The organism is Bradyrhizobium sp. USDA 223, from assembly GCF_044909005.1.
GTDB lineage: Bacteria > Pseudomonadota > Alphaproteobacteria > Rhizobiales > Xanthobacteraceae > Bradyrhizobium > Bradyrhizobium yuanmingense.
Genome location: NZ_JBIYDR010000001.1, coordinates 4,395,350 through 4,416,970 on the forward strand (window position 1 = coordinate 4,395,350; position 21,621 = coordinate 4,416,970).

The window sequence follows — 21,621 nt, forward strand, 5'->3', positions numbered from 1 at the left end:
CCCATTCGCTATTCCCCATTCGCTATTCGCCCCTAGGCCATCCGATAGGTGCCGCCGATCACGGGATCGCCATCCGTCGCCACCACGCCGCGGGCGACCAGATCTTCCAAATGCGCCAGCACGGAATAGCCGGCAGCTGTCGTCAGGCGCGGATCGATACCGATATAGATCGCGCGGACCATGGTCGGGATGTCGGTCTCGCCCTTGGCGAGGCGGTGCAGGATCGAGGCCTCGCGTGCCTTGCGGTGGCGGATCAGGAAGCGCACGAAGCGCTGGCCCTCGGGAATCTCGGGGCCATGGCCAGAGAAATAGAGATCCTCCTCGCGGGCGGCGAGCCGGTCAAGCGAGTCCATGTAGTCGATCATCGAGCCGTCGGGCGGCGCCACGATCGAGGTCGACCAGCCCATCACGTGATCGCCGACGAAGTTGAACTTCCGCTCCGGCCAGGCGAATGCCAGATGGTTGGCCGTGTGGCCGGGCGTCGCGACGGTCTCGAGCCGCCAGCCGTTGCCTTCCACGACGTCGCCGTGCGCCAGCTTGACGTCGGGCGCAAAATCGCGGTCGGCGCCGGATTCCGGATTGTGCTTCTCGCTCTCGAATCGCGGCCGCGAGGCGCGATGCGGGCCTTCGGCATAGACCGGCGCAGCCGTCGCCTGCTTGATCCGCGCGGTGTTCGGCGAATGGTCGCGATGGGTGTGGGTGACGAAGATGTGCGTCACGGTCTCGCCGCGCACGGCATCGAGCAGCGCCGCCGCATGCGCCGCATCGTCTGGACCGGGATCGATGATCGCGACATTGCCCTTGCCGACGATGTAGCTGACCGTGCCCGTGAAGGTGAACGGGCTCGGATTGTTGCAGAGCACGCGCCGCACGCCGGGGCGGACCTCCTCGACGATGCCGGGCTTCAGCGGAAAGTTGCGGTTGAACGGGACGTCGTCGTTGTCGGACATGGGACTTCCTGTGCCACACTCTTCGCCGTCATACCCCGCGAAGGCGGGGTATCCAGTACGCCGCAGCGCCAGTGACAAAAGCGAAGTCTCTGGGATACTGGATCGCCCGCCTGCGCGGGCGATGACAGTTGAGCAAGCTAGCCGCGGCGGAAAAACACAGTGACTAGAAGAACGCCTGAATGCCCGTGATCGCGCGGCCCAGGATCAGGGCGTGGACGTCGTGGGTGCCCTCGTAGGTGTTGACCGTCTCGAGATTATGGACGTGGCGCATCACGTGATACTCGATCGAGATGCCGTTGCCGCCGTGCATGTCGCGGGCGGTGCGGGCGATGTCGAGGGCCTTACCGCAATTGTTGCGCTTCATGATCGAAATCATCTCGGGCGCGAACTTGCCCTCGTCCATCAGGCGGCCGACGCGAAGCGAGCCCTGCAGGCCGAGGGCGATCTCGGTCTCCATGTCGGCGAGCTTCTTCTGCACCAGCTGGGTCGCGGCGAGCGGCTTGCCGAACTGCTTGCGATCGAGCGTGTATTGACGGGCGCGGTGCATGCAGTCCTCGGCGGCGCCAAGCGCACCCCAGGAGATGCCGTAGCGGGCGCGGTTGAGGCAGCCGAACGGGCCCTTGAGGCCGGAGACGTTGGGCAGCAGGGCGTCCTCCGGGACCACGACGCCGTCCATCACGACCTCACCGGTGATGGAGGCGCGAAGCGAGAGCTTGCCGCCGATCTTCGGCGCGGACAGGCCCTTCATGCCCTTCTCCAGCACGAAGCCGCGGATCTGGTTGTCGTGCGCGGCCGACTTGGCCCAGACCACGAAGACATCGGCGATCGGCGCGTTCGAGATCCACATCTTGCTGCCGGTGAGGCGATAGCCGTCCGACACCTTCTCGGCACGGGTCTTCATGCCGGCCGGATCGGAGCCGGCGTCGGGCTCGGTCAGGCCGAAGCAGCCGACCCACTCGCCGCTGGCGAGCTTGGGCAGGTACTTCTTGCGCTGGTTCTCGTCGCCATAGGCGTAGATCGGGTACATCACCAGCGAGGACTGCACCGAGTTCATCGAGCGATAGCCGGAATCGACCCGCTCGATCTCGCGCGCGACGAGGCCATAGGCGACGTAGCTCGCATTGGCGCAGCCATATTCTTCCGGCAGCGTGATGCCGATCAGGCCGAGCTCGCCCATCTCGTTGAAGATCTCGCGATCGGTCTTCTCCTCGAGATAGGCCTTGGAGACGCGCGGCAGCAGCTTGTCCTGCGCATAGGCGCGGGCGGTGTCGCGCACCATGCGCTCGTCTTCGGTGAGCTGCTCGTCGAGCAGGAACGGATCGTCCCACTGGAAAGAAGCCGCAGCCGGCTTGTCCTTGGCCTGAGGGCGCACGCTCATGAAACGTCCTTTCGCGTCTGGTTCCGTCGATAATTGCCCGACAAAGTAAAGCGCCGCGGCAACAAGTTCAATTGCATCCTGGCTTCGGTCGCTCCGGGGTGGCGCTTTCAGCGCGACCGGGAAAGACAATGCGTGTCAGCTTTCGAGCTGCTCGTTGGCGACGATCTCGATGCCGAAGCCCGATAGGCCCTTGTAGTCGTGCACCGACGAGGTGAGATGCCGGATCGAAGTCACGCCGAGGTCGCGCAGGATCTGCGCGCCGACGCCGACCTCGCGCCACTGGCGGTTGCGGTCGGCCTCCGTCGACGTCTCGTCCGGCAGCGGCGAAACGGGCACGCCGGCCGCGCCGTCGCGCAGGTAGACCAGCACGCCGCGGCCGGTCTTCTTGAAATGCTCGAGCACGGCGGCCATGCGCTTGTGGCCGGTGAAAGTGTCCTTGACGATGTTCGGCTTGTGGAAGCGCGTCAGCACGTTCTTGCCGTCGCCGACCCCGTTGTAGACGAAGGCGACGTGAGCGATGGAATCGAACGGTGAACGGTAGGCATAGCCCTGCAAGGGACCGATCGGGCTGTCGGTGACGAAGGTCGAGACCCGCTCGATCAGCTTCTCGCGCGCCTGGCGGTAGGCGATCATGTCCGCGATGGTGACGTGCTTGAGCTTGTGCCTGACCGCGAACTGCGCGACCTGCTCGCCCTTCATCACGCTGCCGTCGTCGTTCATGAGCTCGCTGATGACGCCGACCGGCGGCAGGCCGGACAGCTTGCAGAGGTCGACGGCGGCCTCGGTGTGGCCGGAGCGCAGCAGCACGCCGCCGTCCTTGGCGATCAGCGGAAAGATGTGGCCGGGCCGGGCGAAGTCGTTGGCGCCGACATTGGGATTGGCGAGCGCACGGCAGCACGAGGCGCGCTCCTCGGCGGAGATGCCGGTGCCGCCGTCGGGCTTGTAGTCGATCGAGACCGTGAACGCGGTGGTGTGCGCGGAATCGTTGTGGGCGACCATCGGATCGAGCCGCAGCCGGCGCGCGTCCTCGGTCGTCACGGGCGCGCAGACGATGCCGGAGGTATGGCGGATGATGAAGGCCATCTTCTCGGCGGTGCAGAGCGAGGCGGCGACGATCAGATCGCCCTCGCCCTCGCGGTCCTCGTCGTCGGTGACGACCACGAGCTCACCCCGGGCAAAGGCCTGCAAGACTTCCTGAACGCTATCGGGCATTTCCCAATCTCTATCGGTTATGGCCGGGAGGCTTAGCCGGACTTGGGTCGGGGCGCTAGTCTCCCCAGCGCAACCACATATGCCCGAGGGCGGGCCTGCCGATGGGTTTCAGGCTTGCACCGGGCATACCAGCGATATAGGCGCAGATTGCCCGCAAGGAAGGCGGCCCTACGCCGTCAGGGCAGCACCTCGCGGCGCTCGCCGAGGCGCTGATCGAGCTCGGCGCGCTTGTCCGCGAGCAGGCCGGCCTGGGCGGCTTCGATCACGGTAAACAGCTCATGTGCATCGCTGAGTCGGGTCACGGTGACGTAGCTGGCGCCGGCCTCGTAGAGCGCGCCGACGTCGGCCAACAGGTCGGCCGTGGCGACGATCAGGGCGGTCGGATTGAGCGCGCGGACGTGACGGACCAGCTTCTCGTTGGTGGCGCCCTTCAGCAGCGAATCCGGCACGCTGAGGATGATCATCTCGGACTTGCCGACGCCGGCATGGAGCAGCGTGTCGGCGCTGCTGATGTCGCCATAGATCACGTGCAGACCACGTGAAAGCAGGGTCTGGTACACATTGGGGTTGAAATCGACCACGGTGATCTGCTCGAGCAGCACCGGTGCCTGCCGTTCGATCTCGGCCAGCAGCGCGCTCGCCGCACGGAAAAAGCCGAGGATGACGATGCGGCGGGCCTCGCCATGGCCGCCCTCGTGGCCCTCCTCGGCATGGCCGTTGCCATGGTCGAGATCGCGCAGGCCGATCCGCTTCAAGGGGCCGATCGCCCAACGGGTGATCTCGTCGCTGCGGGTCATCACGAAGGTCGAGAGCACCGCCAGCACCACGAAGGCGAACGAAGCCGCATTCGCCGTCTCGGCAGCGATGTGGCGGTCCGCGACGCCGGTCTGGATCACCACCAGCGAGAATTCGGAGATTTGCGCGAGGTTGAGCGCCGGCAACAGGCTGGCGCGCAGGCCCTGCTTCATCAGGTAGAGCGGGATGAAGGTAGTGACGAGGCGGCTCACCACCGTGAACGCCGCGATCATCAAGGCGAGGCTGATCACCGAGAGGCCGGGCACGGGAATGGTCATGCCGAGCGCGACGAAGAACAGCGTGATGAAGAAGTCGCGCAGCGTGGTGACCTTGGCGGTGACATCGAGCGCATAGGGGAAGGTCGAGAGCGAGACGCCGGCGATCAGCGCACCCATCTCGCGCGACAGCGACAGTTGATACGCGGTCTCGGCGACGAGAAAGCACCAGGCGAGCGCGCCGAGCAGGATCAGCTCGGGCCGCCGGGCGATCTGGTGGAACAGGCGGGGCAGCACGTAGCGGCTGACCAGCAGCGCGGCCGTGACCAGCACCGCGACGCGGCCGATCGAGAGCAGGATGACGCTGACCTGCAGATTGGCCAGACTCGGCTGCACCGCCAGGAACAGGATGGCGAAGATGTCTTGGAGCACGAGGATGCCGAGGGTGATGCGGCCCGGCAGCGTATCGAGCTCGCGCTTCTCGTAGAGCACCTTGACGATGATGACCGTGCTCGACAGCGCGCAGGCGACGCAGAGATAGACCGCATCGAAATGCCCACCGCCGAGCGACAGGCCGATGCCGACAAAGAACAGAAGCCCGAGCAGACAGCCGCCCAGCAGCTGGCTGCCCCCCGCGAACAGGATCACCCGCCCGGCCCGAACGATCTTCTTCAGGTCGATCTCGAGCCCGATCATGAACAGCATGAAGATCAGGCCGAGCTCGGAGATGACGCTGATCGATTCCTGCGAATGGACCCAGCCGGCACCGAATGGACCTATGCAGAAGCCGGCGATAAGGTAGGCCAGGATCAGCGGTTGCCGGGAGAAATGGGCGAGAAGCCCCAGCATCCAGGCGAACAGAATAGAGAGTGTGATATCGCGAATGAGCTCATGCATGCCAAATTGGTCCGTTTTGCCGCACCCTAGTGGCGGGTTGCGGTGCGGCAAGCGAGCAATTCGTCACATGCGGAATGGGCTCTTCGCAGCCATGCTGCTCGCTCCCTTCGCCTTTGCCGTGCCCGCCGCCGCGCAATCCAAGATCAGTATCGAACAAAACTTTGCCGATTCGCTCACCACGCCGCCGAAGGAGGACCTCGCCGTCTCCGGCGGTTTCTACGTGCCCGCCTATTCCAGCGTCGCGATGAGCCAAGGCAAGCTGCGTGTCGACTTCTCGGTGACGCTGAGCGTACACAACGCCTCCGAGACCCAGCCGCTGGTCATCAAACGCATCGCCTATTTCGACACCGCAGGCAAGCAGGTCGAGAGCTTTCTGAAGACGCCGGTGGCGTTGAGGCCGCTCGCCACCGTCTCGATCTTCATTCCGACCGACGACGTGCGCGGCGGGACCGGCGCCAATTTTCTGGTCGACTGGGCCGCCACGGGCGAGATCGCAGAATCCGTGGTCGAAGCCTTAATGGTTGGCGGCGTCGCCAACGCGCATTACGCTTTCATCAGTCAGGGCCGTCCGACCAGGACGGCCGGCAAGAAGTAAGGCGGCCGGTGCAAAGCCGACGCTCAACAAGAACAAAACGAGGAACGCTCCCATGACGTCCAGCTTCGATTTCGCGCCCCTGTTTCCAGCAGGGCTGCCGGCCCCGTCTGCGCGCTGGACGGGCCTTGCCAAATACAGCTTCGTCGGCGGCAACAACGATTCCGAACAGGTGCCGCTCGACGAGCTGATCGAAGCGGCCGACACGGTGCTGCGGCGCGAGGGCCGCTCGCTCGCCACCTACGGTCTGGCGCATGGTCCGCAGGGCTACCTGCCGTTGCGCGAATTCCTGGTGACGAAACTCAAGCGCGACGCCGGCATCAGCTGCACGGTCGACGACCTCCTGATCGTCTCCGGCTCGCTCCAGGCGCTCGACCTCGTCAACGCCACCCTGCTGTCGCGCGGCGACACCGTGATTTTCGAGCAGGAGAGCTATCAGGGCTCCCTGACACGCCTGGCGCGGCTCGGCGTCAACGTCGTCGGCATTCCGCTCGACCAGGACGGCATGCGCATGGACCTGCTGGCCTCCACGCTGGCCGACCTGAAGCGCCGCGGCATCCGGCCGAAATACATCTACACCATTCCGACGGTGCAGAACCCGACCGGCAGCATCATGCCCGAGAGCCGCCGCACCGAGCTGGTGCGGCTCGCGACCGAATATGGCGTGCCGATTTTCGAGGACGATTGCTATGCCGACCTCATCTGGTCGGGGCAGCGGCCGCCCGCGATCTACGCGATGAGCGAGAGCGGCGGCGTGATTCATATCGGCTCGTTTTCCAAGTCGATCGCGCCGGCGCTGCGCGTCGGCTTCGTCGTGGCGCCCTGGGAGGTGATGTCACGGATGCTCGCGCTGAAGACGGATGCGGGCTCCGGTGCGCTGGAGCAGATGGTGCTCGCCACTTACTGCAAGCCGCACTTTTCAACCCACGTGCCGACCCTGACCAAGGCGCTGCGCAGCAAGCTCGACACGCTGATGGAAGCCCTCAACGAGCAGTTCGGGACCGCCGCTGAGTTCGAGGAGCCCAAGGGCGGCATCTTCCTCTGGGTCAAGCTGCCCGACCAGGTCGATACGCTGAAGCTGTATCAGGCCGCGCTCGCCGTCGGCGTCTCGATCAATCCGGGGCCGGAATGGTCGACCAGCAAGGGCCATTCCGCCTCGCGGCTGCGGCTGTGCTTTGCCAGCCCCACGCATCAGCAGATCCGCGATGGCGTCGCCGTGCTAGCTGAGGTCTGCCGCAAGGAGTTCGGCGTGCCCGCCCGCAGCGCCAATGTGGAGAAGCGAGCCTGAGGCCCGGTCCGGACGTCTCCTCACGCCGCCTGTGGCTTACTGCCGTGAATCGCGGAAGCCAGCCGCAGCAACAGGACGATGGAGACGTTGCCTTTGCCGGCCTCGATCTGGGCGATGTAGCGCTCGGAAATCCCCGAGCGGCGGGCGAGCTCCCGGCGCGACAGATCGCAGCGCATGCGGGAGCACCGCAGGCGATCGCCCAACTCGCTCAGAAATGCGGCCTCGGAATAAGGCGGTACGGCACAGCTCCCGGGCAGCACTTCGCCCGCAAAATCCATGACTTGATTCAGCATTGCTCTATCCACGTTCGCCTTCGGGAAATGCCATCTTACCTTCCAAACGCCCTGCCTCATTGACGCGGATCAAATTCGCGGGCGATCGGCGGCTTCCGTGGCGGGGTCGCGCGCGGGATGCTAGACTTTGGAATTGTTCGAGGCGGGGTTTTTCAGGACATGATGCGTTGTTCGAGCCGCTGGATCGCGGCTGCGGTGCTGTGGGTCGCGTTCACTTCCACGGCCGGTGCCGAGACGCTGGCCACGACCGTTGAGCAATGGGGTCTGCTCGGCTCGTGGGCGGTCGATTGCTCGGGTAGGCCCGACCGCGACCAGGGCGCGCGCTTGACTTACGACATCCGGAAAGACGGCCGGGTGATGTACCGGCGCAATTTCGGCGAGGCCAGGGACGAGAACGAGGTGGTGTCCGCCACGGTCAATGCCGAGGGCCTGCTCAATGTCATGGTGTACTTCCCCTCGTTGCATCAGGCCCGCGAGTTCGGGTTGCTGTTGCAGAAGGACGGCATCCTGCGCGCGATCTACAATCGCAGCGAGCGCGGCGAGTACACGATCAGGAACGGCAAATACGTCGCCAGCGGTGCGCCGACGCCCGCGCAGCAGCGCTGCGATTAGCACGCCTTCGTCTGAACATCCGTTCAGAATTCTCTTCCCGCTCCTCCGGAACGTTCGCGCAAATCTGCGGTTTAGATGTGCATTCGTTTGGAGGAGGACATCATGAAAAAGCTTGGTTATGTGGTTGCGGCTCTCGGTGCGCTCGTGATCGCGGCGCCGACACTCGCAAGTGCGGAGACGGTGGTGATCAAGCGCAGCGGCGGCTATCATCATCATCACCACGGCCCGTACGGCGCCCGCGCCGAATTCCGCGGACATCGCCATGGCTGGCATCGCCACCATCGCGGCGACAAGGTTGTCGTCATCAAGCGCAGCCATCGCCATCACCACCACTGGGACTAATGCGCAACGCAACATGGAAATGGCCCCTCACGGGGCCATTTCTATTGCTTGTCATTGCAGCTAATCCCATGCCGGTGCGAAGCCGGGATTGACGCAACGTCTGTCCTTCGCCAGCGCGGCGATTTTTATGCGGTCGGCATCGTCGAGCGTGATCTTCAGCGCGTCGAGATTGGCCTGCTGGCTCTCGCGACGCGAGGCCTTCGGGATCGCGGCGACGCCGTCCTGGTCGAGCAGCCATTTCAACGCGACCTGCGCAGCGGTGGCATTGTGCCGGGCGCCGATGTCGGCCAGCACCGGATCGCTCGCGAAACGCCCTTGCGCCAGCGGACAATAGGCAACCAGCGGAATCGACCTCGCTTGGAGATAGGCCAGCACCTTCGATTGATCGAGCATGGCGTGATATTCGACCTGGTTGCAGGCGATCGGCGCCTTGATCTCCTCGACCGCGACCTTGAGCAGCGCGGTGGTGAAATTGGCAACGCCGACCGCGCGCGTGCGCCCCTCCGCCTTGAGCGTCATCAGCGTCTCGAACACCGCGCCCCAGTTCGCGGCCTTCGACGGCCAATGCACGAGATAGAGGTCGACATGGTCGAGCCGGAGCTTCCTAAGGCTGGCGTCGAAAGCGCGGCGGATCGCATCGCGGCTGAGGTTCTCGTGCCAGACTTTCGTGGTGACGTGCAGCTCGCCGCGCGGCACGCCGGAGGCGGCGATGGCCGCACCGATCGCCTCCTCATTGGCGTACATCTCGGCCGTGTCGATGTGGCGATAGCCGATGGAAAGCGCGCTCTCGACCGCGGCACGGCAGGCATCGCCCTGCATGCGGAAGGTGCCGAGGCCGAGCTTGGGCATGCTGATGCCCTGTGTTTTCAGATGATCCATGCAACAGGCTCCTGAGCAATTCAGCCCACCGGATGCGCGCGGCGATGTCGCGTGAGCAGACTTTTCGAGTGATGGAGAAGAAGTGGCGGGACCCCCCACCCTAGCGCGGGAGGAGCACGGCGGCCAATCAAGATCGGGTTAGCAATGCCTCTCCATCGTCATGGCCGGGCTTGTCCCGGCCCTCCACGCATTGCCACGCGGCACGAAGAACGTGGATGCCCGGGACAAGCCCGGGCATGACGACTGGCGCGCCGCAACCTCACCAATGCTGCGCCACCAGCGAAGGATGCACCTGCGGCTGCGGTACGATGTCGACCGACCAGAGGTCGCGATTGTCGACGTCCTTCAGGGTCACGGTCATCACGCCGGTCCGGCCATCGATATCGACCTTGCCGAAGAATTGCAGGCCGAAGCAGGGCGCGAGATTCTCGCCTTGCGCAGCGCTGCAGCCATGCTGGTACATCGCGACCGGGCCGAAGGTGTCGTCGAGCTCGCCCGGTCCCCAGCTGCCGGCATGCAGCGGGCCGGAGACGAACTCCCAGAACGGCTCGAAATCCCTAAATTGCGCCTTGCTCGGATCGTAATAATGCGCGGCGGTGTAGTGCATGTCGGCGGTGAGCCAGACGATGTTGCGGATGCCGGCGCGCTTGATCGAGGCGAGCAGATCCGCGATCTCGTGCTCGCGCCGGTCGGGCGGCCCATCGCCGAGCGCAACGGCATCCAGGCTTATCAGGCCGATCGGCAAATCGGCCGCGATCACCTTCCAGGTCGCGCGCGAAGCGGCGAGCTCGCGCTTGAGCCAGGCGAGCTGCTCGGCGCCCAGGATCCAGCCGCGGTGATCATCGCCCTTGTTCCAGCTCTCGTCGCGGTAGCTGCGCATGTCGATCATGAAGACGTCGAGCAGCGGGCCGTAGGCGATCTTGCGATAGACGCGGCCGTGCCGCGCGCCGATGTCGCGGATCGGCATGAAATCGAAGAAGGCTCGGCGGGCGCGCGCGACCAGGCGCGGGGTGCCGTCGTCCTCGTGTCCGGACTCGTCATAGGTCCCGATCGGCGACCAGTCGTTGGTCACCTCGTGATCGTCCCACTGCGCGAACATCGGCACCTGCGCATGGAAGGCGCGGAAGTGCTCGTCGAGATGGTTGTATTTGTAGTTGCCGCGGAACTGCGCCAGGGTGTGCGCCACCTCCGATTTCTCTTCGGTGACGATGTTGCGCCAGGTGTCGCCGTTCGGCAGCTTCTGCTCGGAAGGGATCGTGCAGTCCGCGTAGATGTGATCGCCACAGTGAATGAAGAAATCCGGATTGTTGTCGAGCATGGTGCGATAGCTGCGATAGCCGCCGCGGGAGACGTCGATGCCCCAGCCCTGCCCGGCGGTGTCGCCGGACCACAGAAACGAGATCGACTGACGCGCTGCCGGCGCGGTGCGGAAATGGCCGATGCGGCTTTCACCGAGGAGACCGGTGGCGATGTCGTCGAAGCGGACGCGGTAGAAGATGTCCTGCCCGGGCGGCAGATCCGCCAGCAGGAGTTTTGCAGTGAGATCGGCGGCGGGCAGCGCATCGCCGGAGGCCGAGGCGATGATGGTCTTGAAGCTCTCGACCGTAGAGCATTCCACCTGCATCCGCGCGGGCCGATCGGCGCGCGCCCAGATCACCGCGGAGCCGCCGGAGACATCGCCGGACTGGATGCCGCCTGCGATCTGCGGCCGATCGGCCGCGCGGCTCAAATGAGGCTTCGCGAGCGCGGCGATGGCGAGACTGGAAGCGGAGCGGACCAGAAACTGCCGCCGGGTCCATGCGCGCGAGGCGCGGAGCGTTGCCATTCAGGAGACCTTCGTCGAATCTCGACGGAAGGTGCCTGCGCTCCTTGACTCCCGGCTTACGGATTCTTGACTCCGCGCCTACGGTTTTGCGACGCGGGGATGACGCCTGTGATCACCGCTTCCAGTTGCAGATGCCGCCGGAGCGGCATGGCCAGGTCTGGATGCGGGTGTCCAGTGCCTGCGCATCGAGCGGGTTGCCGCGGCGGTGCGCGAGCTTGGCGCGGGCCGCGCCCCGCGGCTGGCTGCTCGCCGCATGCGTGCCCTTAGGCTCGGCCACACGAACGCGTTCGGCGGCAACCTTCTTCGGCACGTCGACGGGCTCAGCGCGTGCCTGTGCCTCGTTCCCACCGCGCGCTTCGAGCGCGACCGGCGCGAAGTGCGTCTCCGGCCCGAGACGTTTCGGCGACAGCACCGCCTTGGATAGATCGAGGCCGAGATATTCGCCCGGCTTGTAGTCGTCGGCGCGCGCAACACCGGCCCCTGCGACCACGAGGGCAAAGGCAATTGCGAAGGGAACGCTTTTCAGGACCACGGACGCCTCCTGAAATCGATTTATGAAAGGGGCAATTTACCCCTATCTAGGAGGCGCCGCGCGTAATTCCAGCGGTCAGATGCCGCCGTGGTTAAGAAGTTTGGCGGTGTCAGGCGACCTTTCGCGCAGCGTCCGTCCCGTCCAGGAACCCCATCAGGCGGCTGCGGATGATGGTTTCAGCCTCGGCCATGATGCGATCGATCAGCTCCTTGCAGGACGGGATGTCGTGGATCAGGCCCGCGACCATGCCGCAGCTCCAGGCGCCGGCATCCATCTGGCCGTCCAGCATGATCCTGGGATAGACGCCCGCGACCTGGTCGTGGATGTCGTCGATCGTGAGCTTGGCGCCCTTTTCGCGCTCGATCTCGAGCAGGCGGTCGACATTGGCGTTCTTCAGGACGCGCTCGGTATTGCGCAACGCCCGCATGATCAGGCGGGTGTCGAGCTCGGTGGCCGCGACCAGCGCGTCCTTCACGTTCTGGTGCACCGGCGCTTCCTTGGTGGCGATGAAGCGCGTGCCCATGTTCATGCCCGCCGCGCCCAGCGAGAGCGCCGCGACCAGGCTGCGACCATCGGCCATGCCGCCGGAGGCGACGAATGGGATTTTCAACTCCTCCGCCGCACGCGGCAGCAGGATCATGTTGGGAATGTCGTCCTCGCCGGGATGGCCGCCGCACTCGAAGCCGTCGACGCTGACGGCGTCGCAGCCGATGCGCTCGGCCTTCAGCGAGTGGCGCACCGATGTGCATTTGTGGATGACCTTGATGCCGGCGGCCTTCAGCGCCGGCATGTAGGCTTCCGGGCTGCGGCCCGCGGTCTCCACGGCCCTGATGCCGCCCTCGACGATGGCCGCGATGTATTCCGGATAAGGCGGCGCCGAGAAGGCCGGCAGGAAGGTGAGGTTGACGCCGAACGGCTTGTCCGTCATGTCGCGGCAGCGCGCGATCTCCTTGGCGAGCAGCTCGGGCGTCTTCTGCGTGAGACCGGTGATGATGCCGAGCCCGCCGGCATTGGAGACGGCAGCGGCCAGCTCGGCGAAGCCGACGAAATGCATGCCGCCCTGGATGATCGGGTGCTCGATGCCGAACAGTTCGGTGATCGCGGTCTTCACTGAAAATCCTCCCGGAATTTGCTTGATGTTGAGCTCAGTCTAGCCGGACTTTCTCGCCGCGGTCACCATTTCTCTCCGAAGGGGCGGATCTCCATCTCGAAAGTCCAGGCGCTCTTCGGCTGCTGGTAAAGCTGCCAATAGGCGTTCGCGACCGAGGACGGCGGCATCAGGAGGTCGGGATTATCGAGCGCATTCGGCCCGAGCGCCTCGAGCCGGCGCTGGCGCACCCATTCGGTGTCGACGCCGGAATCGATGATGAGATGGGCGACGTGGATGTTCTTCGGCCCGAGCTCGCGCGCCATCGCCTGCGCGACCGCGCGCAGACCGAACTTGGCGCTGGCGAAGGCGGCATAGCCGCTGCCACCGCGCAAGCTCGCGGTCGCACCCGTGAAGAAGATGTTGCCGCCGCCGCGCGGCAGCATCAGCCGCGCGGCCTCGCGCCCGGCGAGGAAGCCGGAATAGCAGGCCATCTCCCACACTTTCCGAAACACGCGCTCGGTGGTGTCGAGGATCGGGAAATTGACGTTGGCGCCGACGTTGAAGATGCAGACTTCGAGCGGTGCATGCTTGTCGGCGTCATTGAGGAAGGCGATGACCTCATCCTCCTTCCGCGCGTCGAGCGAGCGGGCGTGGATGTCACCACCGGCGGCTTCGATCTCTTGCACCAGCGGCGCGAGCTTATCGCCATTGCGGCGGCCGGCGAAAATCGAGAACCCTTCGGCGGCAAACTTCTTGGCGATCTCGGCGCCGATAAAATCGCCGGCCCCGATGACGGCCGCAGTCGCGTTTCGCTTGGACAAGACCGCCTCCTCCCATGGGCCGCGCTGCGAGCGCGCGGCGTTTGTGTGCCGGAGGCTATAGTTCAATAATAGAACTGTCAAACTGAGCAGCTGAATGTTAGTTTCTAGTGAAAATCTCTCTGATCGATCAACTTAGTTCCTTTTTCAGACTGACGACTTGAGGAACCGCATCATGAAATGGGACACGCTGGAGGAAGAGCCCTGCTCGCTTGCGCGCACCGTCGCCGCGATTGGCGACCGCTGGACGCTGCTGATCCTGCGCGAGTGCTTCTTGCGGGTCAGGCGGTTCGAGGCGTTTCAGTCCTCGCTCCAGATCACACGCCATCTGCTCTCGGAGCGGCTGAAGAAGCTGGTCCGCTTCGGCATCCTGCGCCGCGTCCCCTATTCCGAGGCGCCGAAGCGCTACGAATACATCCTCACCCAGAAGGGGCTCGACCTCTACCCGATCATCATGGCGATGGTGCATTGGGGTGACACCCATATGGGCGACGAGCGCGGCCGCCCGCTGCTGCACGAGCACAAGAGCTGCGGCAAGCTGTTCGATCCCGTAATGGTGTGCTCGGAATGCGGCGAGGTGCTGCATGCCAAGCAGGTGCATGTGCATGCGGGCCCGGGGCGGAGAGAAGCGGCGGGGTGAGCGAGGCGCCGCGCCTCTCAAAGCTCAAGCGAAGGGAACACCGTAATAGGAGTTGATGCCGCGCACGGCGGCGTCGTCACTCCAGTTCCAGTCGGTCTTCTCACCGTATTTCGGCGCGCCTTCCAGATCCTTGGCGGTGATCGCAGTCACGTAACCGCCGAGCTCGGTGTCGTACTTCAGCGACTGCCAGGGCAACGGATAGTGATCATTGCCGAGGCCGAGAAAGCCGCCGAAACCAAGCACCGCATATGAGACCTTGCCGCTGATCTTGTCGATCATGACCCGTTCGATTGAACCGATCTTGTTGCGATCGGCACCGTAGACCGCGGTTCCCTCGACCTTGTCGCTTCCGATCAGCCGGCCCATCTCGTTACGGTCCAGTTCGCCCTGATTCAGCATCGTCATTCTCCACTCAGCCATTTATCAATCAACCGGAAGGGGTGAGTGATCGTTCCGGCGGGTATTCCGCAAAAGCTTTGGGAACATCACCACCAAGAGCCGGTTCTCTGAGGCTACCGAGGCCGCAACAGAGAGAGCCGCCCGCGATGTCCCAGACCGTCTCCGACTTCATCATTGGGCGCCTGTACCAATGGGGCGTGCGCCACATCTTTGGCTATCCCGGCGACGGCATCAACGGCGTGTTCGGTGCGATGAACCGGGCGGGCGGCAAGATCGGCTTCGTGCAGGCGCGGCACGAGGAAATGGCGGCCTTCATGGCAACCGCTTACGCAAAATTCTCAGGTCAGCTCGGCGTTTGCATTGCGACCTCCGGTCCCGGCGCATCGCATCTCGTCACCGGGCTGTACGACGCGCTACTCGATCACCAGCCGGTGCTGGCGATTGTCGGCCAGCAGTCGCGCAACGCCCTCGGCGGCCAATATCAGCAGGAACTCGACCTCCTCTCCATGTTCAAGGACGTCGCGGGCGCCTACGTCATGCAGGCCTCCTCGCCCGCGCAGGTGCGACACCTGATTGATCGGTCGGTGCGGATCGCACTGGCGCGGCGGACTCCTACCGTCATCATCTTGCCCAACGACCTGCAGGAGGAGGCTTACGAGGACCCGCCCCGCGCGCACGGCACGCTGCACTCGGGCGTCGGATACAGCGCCCCTAGAATCATCCCACACGACGTCGATCTCGACCGCGCCGCTGATATCCTCAATGCCGGCAAGAAGGTCGCAATGCTCGTCGGCGCCGGCGCGCTTCACGCCACCGACGAGATCATCGCGGTCGCCGACCGCCTGTCGGCCGGCTGCGCCAAGGCGCTGCTCGGCAAGGCCGCGCTGCCCGACGACCTGCCATGGGTCACCGGCTCGATCGGCCTGCTCGGCACCGAGCCCAGCTACAACATGATGATGGAATGCGACACGCTGCTGATGGTGGGCTCGACCTTTCCTTACGCAGAATTCCTGCCGAAGGAAGGCAGCGCGCGCGGCGTGCAGATCGACATCGACGCCAGCATGATGTCGATCCGCTTTCCCATGGAAGTCGGCCTCGTCGGAGATGCGGCCGAGACGCTGCGGGCATTGTTGCCGCGGCTGAAACCCAAGAGCGACGGGGCCTGGCGCCAGGGCATCCAGGACGACGTTGCGACGTGGTGGAAGACATTGGATGGCCGCGCGCATCAGCCCGCCGCGCCCGTCAATCCGCAGCTCGTCGCCTGGGAATTGTCACCGCGCCTGCCGGACCGCGCCATCATCACCAGCGATTCCGGCTCATGCGCCAACTGGTTCGCCCGCGACCTGAAGATGCGGCGCGGCATGACGGCCTCGCTCTCCGGCGGGCTCGCCTCGATGGGCGCTGCGGTGCCTTACGCGCTCGCGGCCAAATACGCCCATCCGGACAGCCCCGTGATTGCACTCGTCGGCGATGGCGCCATGCAGATGAACAACATGGCCGAGCTGATCACCGCGGCGAAGTATTGGCGCGACTGGAAGGACCCGCGGTTCATCGTCTGCGTCTTCAACAACGAGGACCTCAATCAGGTGACCTGGGAGCAACGCATCATCAACGGTGATCCCAAGTTCGAGGCGTCACAGCGCATTCCCGACGTCTCCTATTCGCGCTTCGCCGAACTGATCGGCCTGCGCGGCATCTTCGTCGACAGCCCACAGCTGCTCGGCTCGGCCTGGGAGCAGGCGCTAACAAGCGAGATGCCCGTCGTGCTGGAAGTGAAAACCGATCCCGAGGTGCCGCCGCTGCCGCCACACATCACCTTGCAGCAGGCGAAGAACTTCTCGCTCGCCCTGATGAAGGGCGACCCGAACGAGAGCGGGATGATCAAGGGAGCAGCGCGGCAGGTGCTGGAATCGATCCTGCCAGGAAAGCAATGAGGCGAGCCATGAGTGATTTCCGCGACATCAGGCACGGCGTCAACGATCCGGTCGACGGTCTCGATGTCAAGCGCCGGATCAATGACAACCGCACCTCCCACGAGCAGGCGCAGCACCACGCGGATGTACGGGCCGACGCGACCGCCACGGCGGCCGAACCGTTCCTGCCCGAACGGCTTCGACGCAAGCCGACAGATCCCATCAATCCGCGCACCGGACGGAATCGCGCGGATTAGCCGTTAGGAACCTCGGGCCCCCGCGGCGTGTTGGTCGCCGCACGTCGCCGGCAAGCGGCCACGCGACCTTTTCGGAAGGATTTGACCATGAAACGCACAATCATCGCTCTTGCCTGCATGGTTCTCGCAGGCCCCGCCCTCGCCCAGTCGCTCGGCGAAAAGACCGGCGTGAATTCGGCGCTCGGCGTTGCGCCTGCGACCGCGGACTTCGTGACGCAGGTCGCGATCAGCGACATGTTCGAGATCGAATCGAGCAAGCTCGCCCAGCAGAAGGGCAACGCGGAAGAGAAAGCCTTCGCGCAGCAGATGATCACCGATCACACCAAGACGAGCAACGAGCTCAAGGGACTGGTCGGCAATGGCAAGGTGCAGGCCAAGCTGCCGACGGCGCTCGACAGCTCGCATCAGAGCAAGATCGACAAACTCAAGAATGCAAGCGGCAAGGATTTCAGCTCGGACTACAATTCCTATCAGGTCAGCGCGCATGAAGATGCCGTGTCGCTGTTCGAGCGCTACGCCAAGGGCGGCGACAATGCCGAGCTCAAGGATTGGGCCGGCAAAACGCTCCCGGCGTTGAAGCACCACCTCGACATGGCCAAGAACCTCGGCAGGGCGCCGAGCGTCGGCCAATCCAGCAAGTAACGCATTGCTGAAAGGACGCCGGCCCTCCGGCGTCCTTTCCTGGCGCGCGATGAGAACGTCATCGCGCTGCCGCTGTGCGGTGCCTGCCGGTTGAGCCAGGAACCTTCTTTGTTCCAGGGCTTTACAAAACTGTCATGGAGGAACAGTCGCCGACGGACCGATGGCCCTTGTAACAGTCAAACCCACCCGGATCGATACGGCGATCGCCAACGAGATCGCGCACAATACCAACTCGGGGCTCGAGCATGCCGCCCAGGCCATGACCTGGGGCGCCGACGAGCATGTCCTGGTTGCGCTCGCGGCAGTGGGATGGCTCTACACCCGCCTTCGGCATCCGCAGCAGCGTCCCGTTGCCGATCACGTCCTGATCGTGTCGCTGGTGACGGCCGTGTTGCCACATGTCTTGAAATCCGTGTTCGATCAGACGAGGCCGGACCGGCTGACGGTGAGCGGCCATAGGCGCGGCGTTCCCTTTTCGGGGCGAGCGCGCGATGCATTTCCCTCAGGTCACGCCGTGCATATGGGCGCCCTTGCCTCGGCCGCAGGCCTGTTGCCGCCGGCCCCGCGCAGCCTGGCGCGCTCCTTTGCGGTAGCGCTGTCCCTGACGCGCGTCGCGCTGCTCGCGCACTGGGCCAGCGACGTCGTGGCAGGTTTCACGCTCGGCATCATCATTGAGCGCCTGTTCCGGCCGTTCACGATGGCGAAGTCACGGCAGCGGCAGCGCAAGGGCTCGGGGGGACAGCCATGACTGAATATCTCGTGCGCTTCGTCGCCGGCGGCCTGATCGTATCCGTCTTCACGATCGTCGGTGACATGCTGCGGCCGAAGAGCTTTGCCGGGCTGCTCGGCGCCGCACCGTCGGTGGCGCTGGCCACCCTCGGCATCGCAGTGGTCCAGCACGGCCCGCAATATGCTGCGGCCCAGAGCTGGACGATGATCTATGGCGCCATCGCGCTCGCCTGCTACAGCGTCGTCGTCTGCCACCTCCTGATGAGGTTCCGTTTCGGCGCGCTTCCAGCCACGATCCTCGCCTTTGCCGCATGGCTCGTTGTCGCCTTCGGCCTGCTCGCCGGCCTGGGAGGTGCCGCCTGATGCTGGTGAAGCTATCGACATCGGCGCTGAAACAGACGCGGTGGTACGAGTACGCCATTCGCTTCGTGCTCGGCGGCGGTGCGACGGTGCTCGCGGGCGTTATCGGTTCGAAGTTCGGCCTGTCCGTCGGCGGGCTCTTTCTTGCTCTTCCGGCCATCTTCTGCGCCAGCGCGACGCTGATCGAAAGTCACGAGCGTCACGCCAAGGAGAAGGCCGGCCTGAGCGGGCGGCGTCGCGGACAGAAGGCCGCGGCCCTCGATGCTGTCGGCGCCGCGCTCGGCAGCATCGGCCTCGCCGCGTTCGCCGCTATCTTCCATTTAATTGTCGGGGCAAGCGTCGCGCTCGCTTTTTTAGCCGCGCTGACGGTCTGGGCCATCGTGTCCGTGTCGGCCTGGTGGCTCAGACGCAAGCTTCGCAGTGTCTCCCACAAATCGCGTCGATCAGGCCATTCGCCGTCGGCAACGGGCTCTCGCTTCGCAAAGCCTTAAAGTGCGATGAGATTTGGATGAATCGTCATCGCGCTTTAGATTGTTGTTTACGCATGATCTTTGCGGAAAACCGCTTCGCACTTTTCCGGATCATGCCCTAGCTCGCTTTCGCTCCCGTCGAAGGCCGCGATTGCGGCGGCTGGAGGCCCGGGCTGTTGGCCCAGCGCTCGACCTCATCGATGATCTTCTGCTGGCTTGGCCGCACCGGCTCGGGCGCTGCGGGTTCTTCGGAAAGCTTGCGAGGTAACCTGACTTCGTCCGTCATGGTTTCTCCTCCCTTCCGGGAACAATGCCCTACGGCGGCATGCGTTACAATAAATTATTGATTTCATTTGATTTCCTACTCACTTGCGGACTTCGTCGGCTTTCGCGGAACTCTCATCAAGCTGGTTCGTTGAGTAAGCTACTCATCCTACTCAATTTGCGTGATCGCCATGAACGACCTTCGCGCCGAGCGCCTCCAGGTCATGCTCTCGCCGGAAGAGTTGGCCGCCATTGACGATTTCCGGTTCAAGCACCGCATGCCGACGCGGGCGGCAGCAGTCCGCGAACTCCTGAAGTTCGGACTGGCCGCTGTGGGCGTCGATGCCGCTGCCGGCGTGAAGTCAAGCAGCTTCGGCGTATTCGGCCGCGGGCCTGAAGGACATACTCAGGGGGATCCGGAGAGCGGCGGCGGATGACGCACGGAAAGCCCCCCTCAAAAGCAAACGACCCCGGCACGGTGGGTGCCAGGGCCGTCCTTGGAGATTGCTTCCGGCGCACCGGGGGCATGACTACCGGAAGCAACCCGGCGACTCTTCCTGCGCGAATTCGTTCCTGGTGAGCGCTTAGCCCGTGGCGTCGCTCGAGCCGTCCGGCATGGCGCCGGAACCCGGCGTCTTGATGTTGTCGTTCAGCTTGGGATCGCGCGTCGCTTCACGCGACGGCGAGCCTTTCGGATCCGCCTTGTGCACGGATTGCGCACGTTCCTTGTCGCGGGGCTGCTCCTCCCCACGCTTGTCCTTGACGATGCCTTGGTCGGAATGGGCCATGATGCGCTCTCGCTTCTGCTGATGTGTCGGAGCGCTTACGCATTGCGGCGTCGAATGTTCCGCTGCCGCAATCAGCTGCGCACGGCATGGACGGCAGATGCGCTCTCGAGATGCACCTGTCGCACCGTCGTCACCGTCGCGAACGCGACGGAGACGCCAAAGGCGAGAATGAGGGAGAGAAGAGCCAGACGTGGAGCCATCGTCAAACCTCCTTCTGCAATTGGAAACCTCCGCGATCGACCTTCCCGGATGATCCCAAATCAGTTGTGCGCCTTCCGTGAGCGGTCTCACATGCAGATTTTTAAAGACGAGCTCACCCGTTCCGCTTTGGAGCTGCATGGACGGGAACGGGCGAAATTTCGCCGTCGAGCCAATCCTGCTCGTTGGCGAGTGCCGTCCAGGCGTCGGCCATGCGCGAATAGCGCTTATGGGCGGGCTGTCCGTCAGCGCGCTCGGCAAGCTGAAGACAATTGTCGGCGTTGTCTCTGAAGACGTCAGACTGTTTCATATAAAGGACGTGGGGACGGAACTCTTGCGCCGCAACCCGCTTACCGGATCGTAATGGTAGGGGAACTTTCGCACGCGGTTCGTCATTGAAGATCAATGCGAGTTGTCGCCGCAATCATTCTGGCATTGATCAGCACCTCGGCGCTTGCCGACAGCCTTGGCGAACGAAAGCCCGGCGCACGGGCGCCCTCCGCGATCGAGGTGATCAGCGGTGCCTACAATTTCAGCCGGTTTCAACAGGGGCTGCTCGAGAACACCGACCTCAAGGGCAACGCCGAGGTCAAGAACCTCGCCGCCCTGCGCGCCGAGGAAGCGGCTAAGCGCGACAAGCGACTAAAAGAGGTCCAGGAGGCCATCGGCGCGGAACTGCATGTCGGCAGGGCAACATCCTTGAGCGCGAGCCTCGTCGAGCCCGAAATGTCGGATGGTCCGGCCTACGTCAGAAGTTTCTATGCCGCACAAATTCCCGAGTATGAATCGATCATCGGCCTGCTCGAGCGCTATCTGACGGCGCCCGACAATGCGGCGCTCGCAGCGTTCGCGCGCGAACAGCTTCCGCTGCTTCGCGCGCAGGTCAGGGACGCCGAGCGCACCATGGCGGACAAATAACTCTACTTGTCGTTCCGGTGTTGCTGGCTCTGCGGCCGCACGGTGCGGTCGCTCTCCGGCATCTTATCGCGACCCGCATCGCCGTTGTCGTCCTTGCCGCCGGACGAGGACGTGCCGCTTCCGCTTGGATTCGAGCGGGTGGCCGCTCCGGTGGTCGGCGTGTCCGCCTGCGGGTTGGCGGAGCTTGCGGCGGGGTCGCCCGTCACGGAGCCGCGCCCGCTTGGCGCACCGCCCTGCGCCAGAGCCGACCCCGCGGCAAGCGCCGTGATGGCGATGGCGACAATTGCTGCCTTCATGTCCGTTCTCCCTGTCTGCCCCGGCTAAC

General features: G+C 64.5%; 29 protein-coding genes. 13 read left to right on the top strand and 16 right to left on the bottom strand.

Going from position 1 to position 21,621, the window contains the following annotated elements:
• Positions 1 to 32: 32 nt before the first annotated feature.
• From ABIA40_RS20385 to ABIA40_RS20400, 4 genes are all read right to left on the bottom strand, one after another.
• A complete protein-coding gene (locus ABIA40_RS20385) occupies positions 33 to 950 on the bottom strand; it encodes an MBL fold metallo-hydrolase (protein ID WP_404543037.1) in 918 nt (305 codons plus the stop codon).
• 163 nt (positions 951 to 1,113) lie between these two features.
• Positions 1,114 to 2,328 (bottom strand): acyl-CoA dehydrogenase, encoded by a 1,215-nt coding sequence (locus ABIA40_RS20390; protein ID WP_036004014.1) that lies wholly within the window; start codon positions 2,326 to 2,328, stop codon positions 1,114 to 1,116.
• Between the two features lie 135 nt (positions 2,329 to 2,463).
• On the bottom strand, positions 2,464 to 3,540 hold the full coding sequence (gene ribB / locus ABIA40_RS20395; RefSeq protein ID WP_036004011.1) for a 3,4-dihydroxy-2-butanone-4-phosphate synthase: 1,077 nt from the start codon (positions 3,538 to 3,540) through the stop codon (positions 2,464 to 2,466).
• Between the two features lie 176 nt (positions 3,541 to 3,716).
• On the bottom strand, positions 3,717 to 5,447 hold the full coding sequence (locus tag ABIA40_RS20400) for a cation:proton antiporter (protein WP_404543038.1): 1,731 nt from the start codon (positions 5,445 to 5,447) through the stop codon (positions 3,717 to 3,719).
• A gap of 67 nt (positions 5,448 to 5,514) precedes the next feature.
• Between ABIA40_RS20400 and ABIA40_RS20405 the strand changes: the two genes are divergently transcribed.
• Positions 5,515 to 6,042, top strand: coding sequence for a DUF3124 domain-containing protein (locus ABIA40_RS20405; protein ID WP_198399975.1), 528 nt, complete (start codon positions 5,515 to 5,517; stop codon positions 6,040 to 6,042).
• Positions 6,043 to 6,094: 52 nt separating this feature from the next.
• Positions 6,095 to 7,327 (top strand): PLP-dependent aminotransferase family protein, encoded by a 1,233-nt coding sequence (locus tag ABIA40_RS20410; RefSeq protein WP_404543040.1) that lies wholly within the window; start codon positions 6,095 to 6,097, stop codon positions 7,325 to 7,327.
• Between the two features lie 20 nt (positions 7,328 to 7,347).
• Here ABIA40_RS20410 and ABIA40_RS20415 read toward each other — a convergent pair whose 3' ends face one another.
• Positions 7,348 to 7,620 (bottom strand): helix-turn-helix domain-containing protein, encoded by a 273-nt coding sequence (locus ABIA40_RS20415; RefSeq protein ID WP_404543041.1) that lies wholly within the window; start codon positions 7,618 to 7,620, stop codon positions 7,348 to 7,350.
• A 159-nt stretch (positions 7,621 to 7,779) separates the two neighbouring features.
• Between ABIA40_RS20415 and ABIA40_RS20420 the strand changes: the two genes are divergently transcribed.
• On the top strand, positions 7,780 to 8,232 hold the full coding sequence (locus ABIA40_RS20420) for a hypothetical protein (RefSeq protein WP_404543042.1): 453 nt from the start codon (positions 7,780 to 7,782) through the stop codon (positions 8,230 to 8,232).
• Between the two features lie 102 nt (positions 8,233 to 8,334).
• Positions 8,335 to 8,574, top strand: a complete 240-nt coding sequence (locus ABIA40_RS20425; protein WP_157286955.1) for a hypothetical protein — start codon at positions 8,335 to 8,337, stop codon at positions 8,572 to 8,574.
• 60 nt (positions 8,575 to 8,634) lie between these two features.
• On the opposite strand, the gene ABIA40_RS20430 is transcribed toward ABIA40_RS20425, so the two are convergent.
• The 5 genes from ABIA40_RS20430 to ABIA40_RS20450 form a co-directional block, all read right to left on the bottom strand.
• A complete protein-coding gene (locus tag ABIA40_RS20430; RefSeq protein ID WP_404543043.1) occupies positions 8,635 to 9,453 on the bottom strand; it encodes an aldo/keto reductase in 819 nt (272 codons plus the stop codon).
• A 259-nt stretch (positions 9,454 to 9,712) separates the two neighbouring features.
• Positions 9,713 to 11,278, bottom strand: a complete 1,566-nt coding sequence (locus tag ABIA40_RS20435; protein ID WP_404543045.1) for an alkaline phosphatase D family protein — start codon at positions 11,276 to 11,278, stop codon at positions 9,713 to 9,715.
• Between the two features lie 112 nt (positions 11,279 to 11,390).
• Positions 11,391 to 11,810 carry a hypothetical protein gene (locus tag ABIA40_RS20440; protein WP_271542532.1) on the bottom strand — a complete coding sequence of 140 codons (420 nt, stop codon included), beginning with the start codon at positions 11,808 to 11,810 and terminating at the stop codon, positions 11,391 to 11,393.
• A gap of 109 nt (positions 11,811 to 11,919) precedes the next feature.
• Positions 11,920 to 12,921 carry an NAD(P)H-dependent flavin oxidoreductase gene (locus ABIA40_RS20445; RefSeq protein WP_404543046.1) on the bottom strand — a complete coding sequence of 334 codons (1,002 nt, stop codon included), beginning with the start codon at positions 12,919 to 12,921 and terminating at the stop codon, positions 11,920 to 11,922.
• Positions 12,922 to 12,983: 62 nt separating this feature from the next.
• The gene (locus ABIA40_RS20450; RefSeq protein WP_275496905.1) at positions 12,984 to 13,721 is read right to left on the bottom strand and encodes an SDR family oxidoreductase; all 738 of its coding nucleotides are present in this window, start codon (positions 13,719 to 13,721) and stop codon (positions 12,984 to 12,986) included.
• A gap of 172 nt (positions 13,722 to 13,893) precedes the next feature.
• Between ABIA40_RS20450 and ABIA40_RS20455 the strand changes: the two genes are divergently transcribed.
• Positions 13,894 to 14,358, top strand: coding sequence for a helix-turn-helix domain-containing protein (locus ABIA40_RS20455; protein ID WP_271542538.1), 465 nt, complete (start codon positions 13,894 to 13,896; stop codon positions 14,356 to 14,358).
• 24 nt (positions 14,359 to 14,382) lie between these two features.
• Here ABIA40_RS20455 and ABIA40_RS20460 read toward each other — a convergent pair whose 3' ends face one another.
• Entirely contained in the window at positions 14,383 to 14,757 is a 375-nt protein-coding gene (locus ABIA40_RS20460; protein WP_157287000.1) for a PRC-barrel domain-containing protein, read from the bottom strand.
• 146 nt (positions 14,758 to 14,903) lie between these two features.
• Between ABIA40_RS20460 and ABIA40_RS20465 the strand changes: the two genes are divergently transcribed.
• From ABIA40_RS20465 to ABIA40_RS20490, 6 genes are all read left to right on the top strand, one after another.
• On the top strand, positions 14,904 to 16,691 hold the full coding sequence (locus ABIA40_RS20465; protein WP_404543047.1) for a thiamine pyrophosphate-requiring protein: 1,788 nt from the start codon (positions 14,904 to 14,906) through the stop codon (positions 16,689 to 16,691).
• An 8-nt stretch (positions 16,692 to 16,699) separates the two neighbouring features.
• Entirely contained in the window at positions 16,700 to 16,927 is a 228-nt protein-coding gene (locus ABIA40_RS20470; protein ID WP_157286961.1) for a hypothetical protein, read from the top strand.
• Positions 16,928 to 17,014: 87 nt separating this feature from the next.
• Positions 17,015 to 17,569 (top strand): DUF4142 domain-containing protein, encoded by a 555-nt coding sequence (locus ABIA40_RS20475; protein WP_271542542.1) that lies wholly within the window; start codon positions 17,015 to 17,017, stop codon positions 17,567 to 17,569.
• 160 nt (positions 17,570 to 17,729) lie between these two features.
• Entirely contained in the window at positions 17,730 to 18,317 is a 588-nt protein-coding gene (locus ABIA40_RS20480) for a phosphatase PAP2 family protein (RefSeq protein WP_271542544.1), read from the top strand.
• Positions 18,314 to 18,661 carry a DUF3147 family protein gene (locus tag ABIA40_RS20485; RefSeq protein WP_271542545.1) on the top strand — a complete coding sequence of 116 codons (348 nt, stop codon included), beginning with the start codon at positions 18,314 to 18,316 and terminating at the stop codon, positions 18,659 to 18,661. The genes ABIA40_RS20480 and ABIA40_RS20485 overlap by 4 nt, the downstream gene beginning before the upstream one ends.
• Positions 18,661 to 19,149, top strand: coding sequence for a DUF3147 family protein (locus ABIA40_RS20490; RefSeq protein ID WP_157286965.1), 489 nt, complete (start codon positions 18,661 to 18,663; stop codon positions 19,147 to 19,149). Before ABIA40_RS20485 ends, ABIA40_RS20490 begins: the two co-directional genes overlap by 1 nt.
• 97 nt (positions 19,150 to 19,246) lie before the next feature.
• On the opposite strand, the gene ABIA40_RS20495 is transcribed toward ABIA40_RS20490, so the two are convergent.
• Positions 19,247 to 19,414 (bottom strand): hypothetical protein, encoded by a 168-nt coding sequence (locus ABIA40_RS20495; RefSeq protein WP_271542546.1) that lies wholly within the window; start codon positions 19,412 to 19,414, stop codon positions 19,247 to 19,249.
• A gap of 169 nt (positions 19,415 to 19,583) precedes the next feature.
• Here ABIA40_RS20495 and ABIA40_RS20500 point away from each other — a divergent pair, with 169 nt between their 5' ends.
• The gene (locus ABIA40_RS20500; RefSeq protein WP_271542552.1) at positions 19,584 to 19,829 is read left to right on the top strand and encodes a hypothetical protein; all 246 of its coding nucleotides are present in this window, start codon (positions 19,584 to 19,586) and stop codon (positions 19,827 to 19,829) included.
• A gap of 147 nt (positions 19,830 to 19,976) precedes the next feature.
• Here ABIA40_RS20500 and ABIA40_RS20505 read toward each other — a convergent pair whose 3' ends face one another.
• The 3 genes from ABIA40_RS20505 to ABIA40_RS20515 form a co-directional block, all read right to left on the bottom strand.
• Positions 19,977 to 20,180 carry a hypothetical protein gene (locus ABIA40_RS20505; protein WP_036038118.1) on the bottom strand — a complete coding sequence of 68 codons (204 nt, stop codon included), beginning with the start codon at positions 20,178 to 20,180 and terminating at the stop codon, positions 19,977 to 19,979.
• Between the two features lie 71 nt (positions 20,181 to 20,251).
• Positions 20,252 to 20,380 (bottom strand): hypothetical protein, encoded by a 129-nt coding sequence (locus ABIA40_RS20510; RefSeq protein ID WP_271542554.1) that lies wholly within the window; start codon positions 20,378 to 20,380, stop codon positions 20,252 to 20,254.
• A 113-nt stretch (positions 20,381 to 20,493) separates the two neighbouring features.
• Complete coding sequence (locus ABIA40_RS20515; RefSeq protein WP_074447527.1) at positions 20,494 to 20,688, bottom strand: hypothetical protein; 195 nt, start codon at positions 20,686 to 20,688, stop codon at positions 20,494 to 20,496.
• Between the two features lie 95 nt (positions 20,689 to 20,783).
• On the opposite strand from ABIA40_RS20515, the gene ABIA40_RS20520 reads away from it, so the two are divergent.
• The gene (locus ABIA40_RS20520) at positions 20,784 to 21,296 is read left to right on the top strand and encodes a DUF4142 domain-containing protein (protein ID WP_404543049.1); all 513 of its coding nucleotides are present in this window, start codon (positions 20,784 to 20,786) and stop codon (positions 21,294 to 21,296) included.
• A gap of 2 nt (positions 21,297 to 21,298) precedes the next feature.
• Here the strand turns inward: ABIA40_RS20520 and ABIA40_RS20525 are convergent, their stop codons facing one another.
• Complete coding sequence (locus ABIA40_RS20525; RefSeq protein WP_271542558.1) at positions 21,299 to 21,592, bottom strand: hypothetical protein; 294 nt, start codon at positions 21,590 to 21,592, stop codon at positions 21,299 to 21,301.
• Positions 21,593 to 21,621 lie beyond the last annotated feature (29 nt).

Excerpts from the sequence above, each read along its gene's own strand:
- ABIA40_RS20385 (WP_404543037.1), bottom strand. The coding sequence starts at position 950 with ATGTCCGACAACGACGACGTCCCGTTCAACCGCAACTTTCCGCTGAAG.
- ABIA40_RS20390 (WP_036004014.1), bottom strand. The coding sequence starts at position 2,328 with ATGAGCGTGCGCCCTCAGGCCAAGGACAAGCCGGCTGCGGCTTCTTTC.
- ribB (WP_036004011.1), bottom strand. The coding sequence starts at position 3,540 with ATGCCCGATAGCGTTCAGGAAGTCTTGCAGGCCTTTGCCCGGGGTGAG.
- ABIA40_RS20400 (WP_404543038.1), bottom strand. The coding sequence starts at position 5,447 with ATGCATGAGCTCATTCGCGATATCACACTCTCTATTCTGTTCGCCTGG.
- ABIA40_RS20405 (WP_198399975.1), top strand. The coding sequence starts at position 5,515 with ATGCGGAATGGGCTCTTCGCAGCCATGCTGCTCGCTCCCTTCGCCTTT.
- ABIA40_RS20410 (WP_404543040.1), top strand. The coding sequence starts at position 6,095 with ATGACGTCCAGCTTCGATTTCGCGCCCCTGTTTCCAGCAGGGCTGCCG.
- ABIA40_RS20415 (WP_404543041.1), bottom strand. The coding sequence starts at position 7,620 with ATGCTGAATCAAGTCATGGATTTTGCGGGCGAAGTGCTGCCCGGGAGC.
- ABIA40_RS20420 (WP_404543042.1), top strand. The coding sequence starts at position 7,780 with ATGATGCGTTGTTCGAGCCGCTGGATCGCGGCTGCGGTGCTGTGGGTC.
- ABIA40_RS20425 (WP_157286955.1), top strand. The coding sequence starts at position 8,335 with ATGAAAAAGCTTGGTTATGTGGTTGCGGCTCTCGGTGCGCTCGTGATC.
- ABIA40_RS20430 (WP_404543043.1), bottom strand. The coding sequence starts at position 9,453 with ATGGATCATCTGAAAACACAGGGCATCAGCATGCCCAAGCTCGGCCTC.
- ABIA40_RS20435 (WP_404543045.1), bottom strand. The coding sequence starts at position 11,278 with ATGGCAACGCTCCGCGCCTCGCGCGCATGGACCCGGCGGCAGTTTCTG.
- ABIA40_RS20455 (WP_271542538.1), top strand. The coding sequence starts at position 13,894 with ATGAAATGGGACACGCTGGAGGAAGAGCCCTGCTCGCTTGCGCGCACC.
- ABIA40_RS20460 (WP_157287000.1), bottom strand. The coding sequence starts at position 14,757 with ATGCTGAATCAGGGCGAACTGGACCGTAACGAGATGGGCCGGCTGATC.
- ABIA40_RS20465 (WP_404543047.1), top strand. The coding sequence starts at position 14,904 with ATGTCCCAGACCGTCTCCGACTTCATCATTGGGCGCCTGTACCAATGG.
- ABIA40_RS20470 (WP_157286961.1), top strand. The coding sequence starts at position 16,700 with ATGAGTGATTTCCGCGACATCAGGCACGGCGTCAACGATCCGGTCGAC.
- ABIA40_RS20475 (WP_271542542.1), top strand. The coding sequence starts at position 17,015 with ATGAAACGCACAATCATCGCTCTTGCCTGCATGGTTCTCGCAGGCCCC.
- ABIA40_RS20480 (WP_271542544.1), top strand. The coding sequence starts at position 17,730 with ATGGCCCTTGTAACAGTCAAACCCACCCGGATCGATACGGCGATCGCC.
- ABIA40_RS20485 (WP_271542545.1), top strand. The coding sequence starts at position 18,314 with ATGACTGAATATCTCGTGCGCTTCGTCGCCGGCGGCCTGATCGTATCC.
- ABIA40_RS20490 (WP_157286965.1), top strand. The coding sequence starts at position 18,661 with ATGCTGGTGAAGCTATCGACATCGGCGCTGAAACAGACGCGGTGGTAC.
- ABIA40_RS20495 (WP_271542546.1), bottom strand. The coding sequence starts at position 19,414 with ATGACGGACGAAGTCAGGTTACCTCGCAAGCTTTCCGAAGAACCCGCA.
- ABIA40_RS20500 (WP_271542552.1), top strand. The coding sequence starts at position 19,584 with ATGAACGACCTTCGCGCCGAGCGCCTCCAGGTCATGCTCTCGCCGGAA.
- ABIA40_RS20505 (WP_036038118.1), bottom strand. The coding sequence starts at position 20,180 with ATGGCCCATTCCGACCAAGGCATCGTCAAGGACAAGCGTGGGGAGGAG.
- ABIA40_RS20510 (WP_271542554.1), bottom strand. The coding sequence starts at position 20,380 with ATGGCTCCACGTCTGGCTCTTCTCTCCCTCATTCTCGCCTTTGGCGTC.
- ABIA40_RS20515 (WP_074447527.1), bottom strand. The coding sequence starts at position 20,688 with ATGAAACAGTCTGACGTCTTCAGAGACAACGCCGACAATTGTCTTCAG.
- ABIA40_RS20520 (WP_404543049.1), top strand. The coding sequence starts at position 20,784 with ATGCGAGTTGTCGCCGCAATCATTCTGGCATTGATCAGCACCTCGGCG.
- ABIA40_RS20525 (WP_271542558.1), bottom strand. The coding sequence starts at position 21,592 with ATGAAGGCAGCAATTGTCGCCATCGCCATCACGGCGCTTGCCGCGGGG.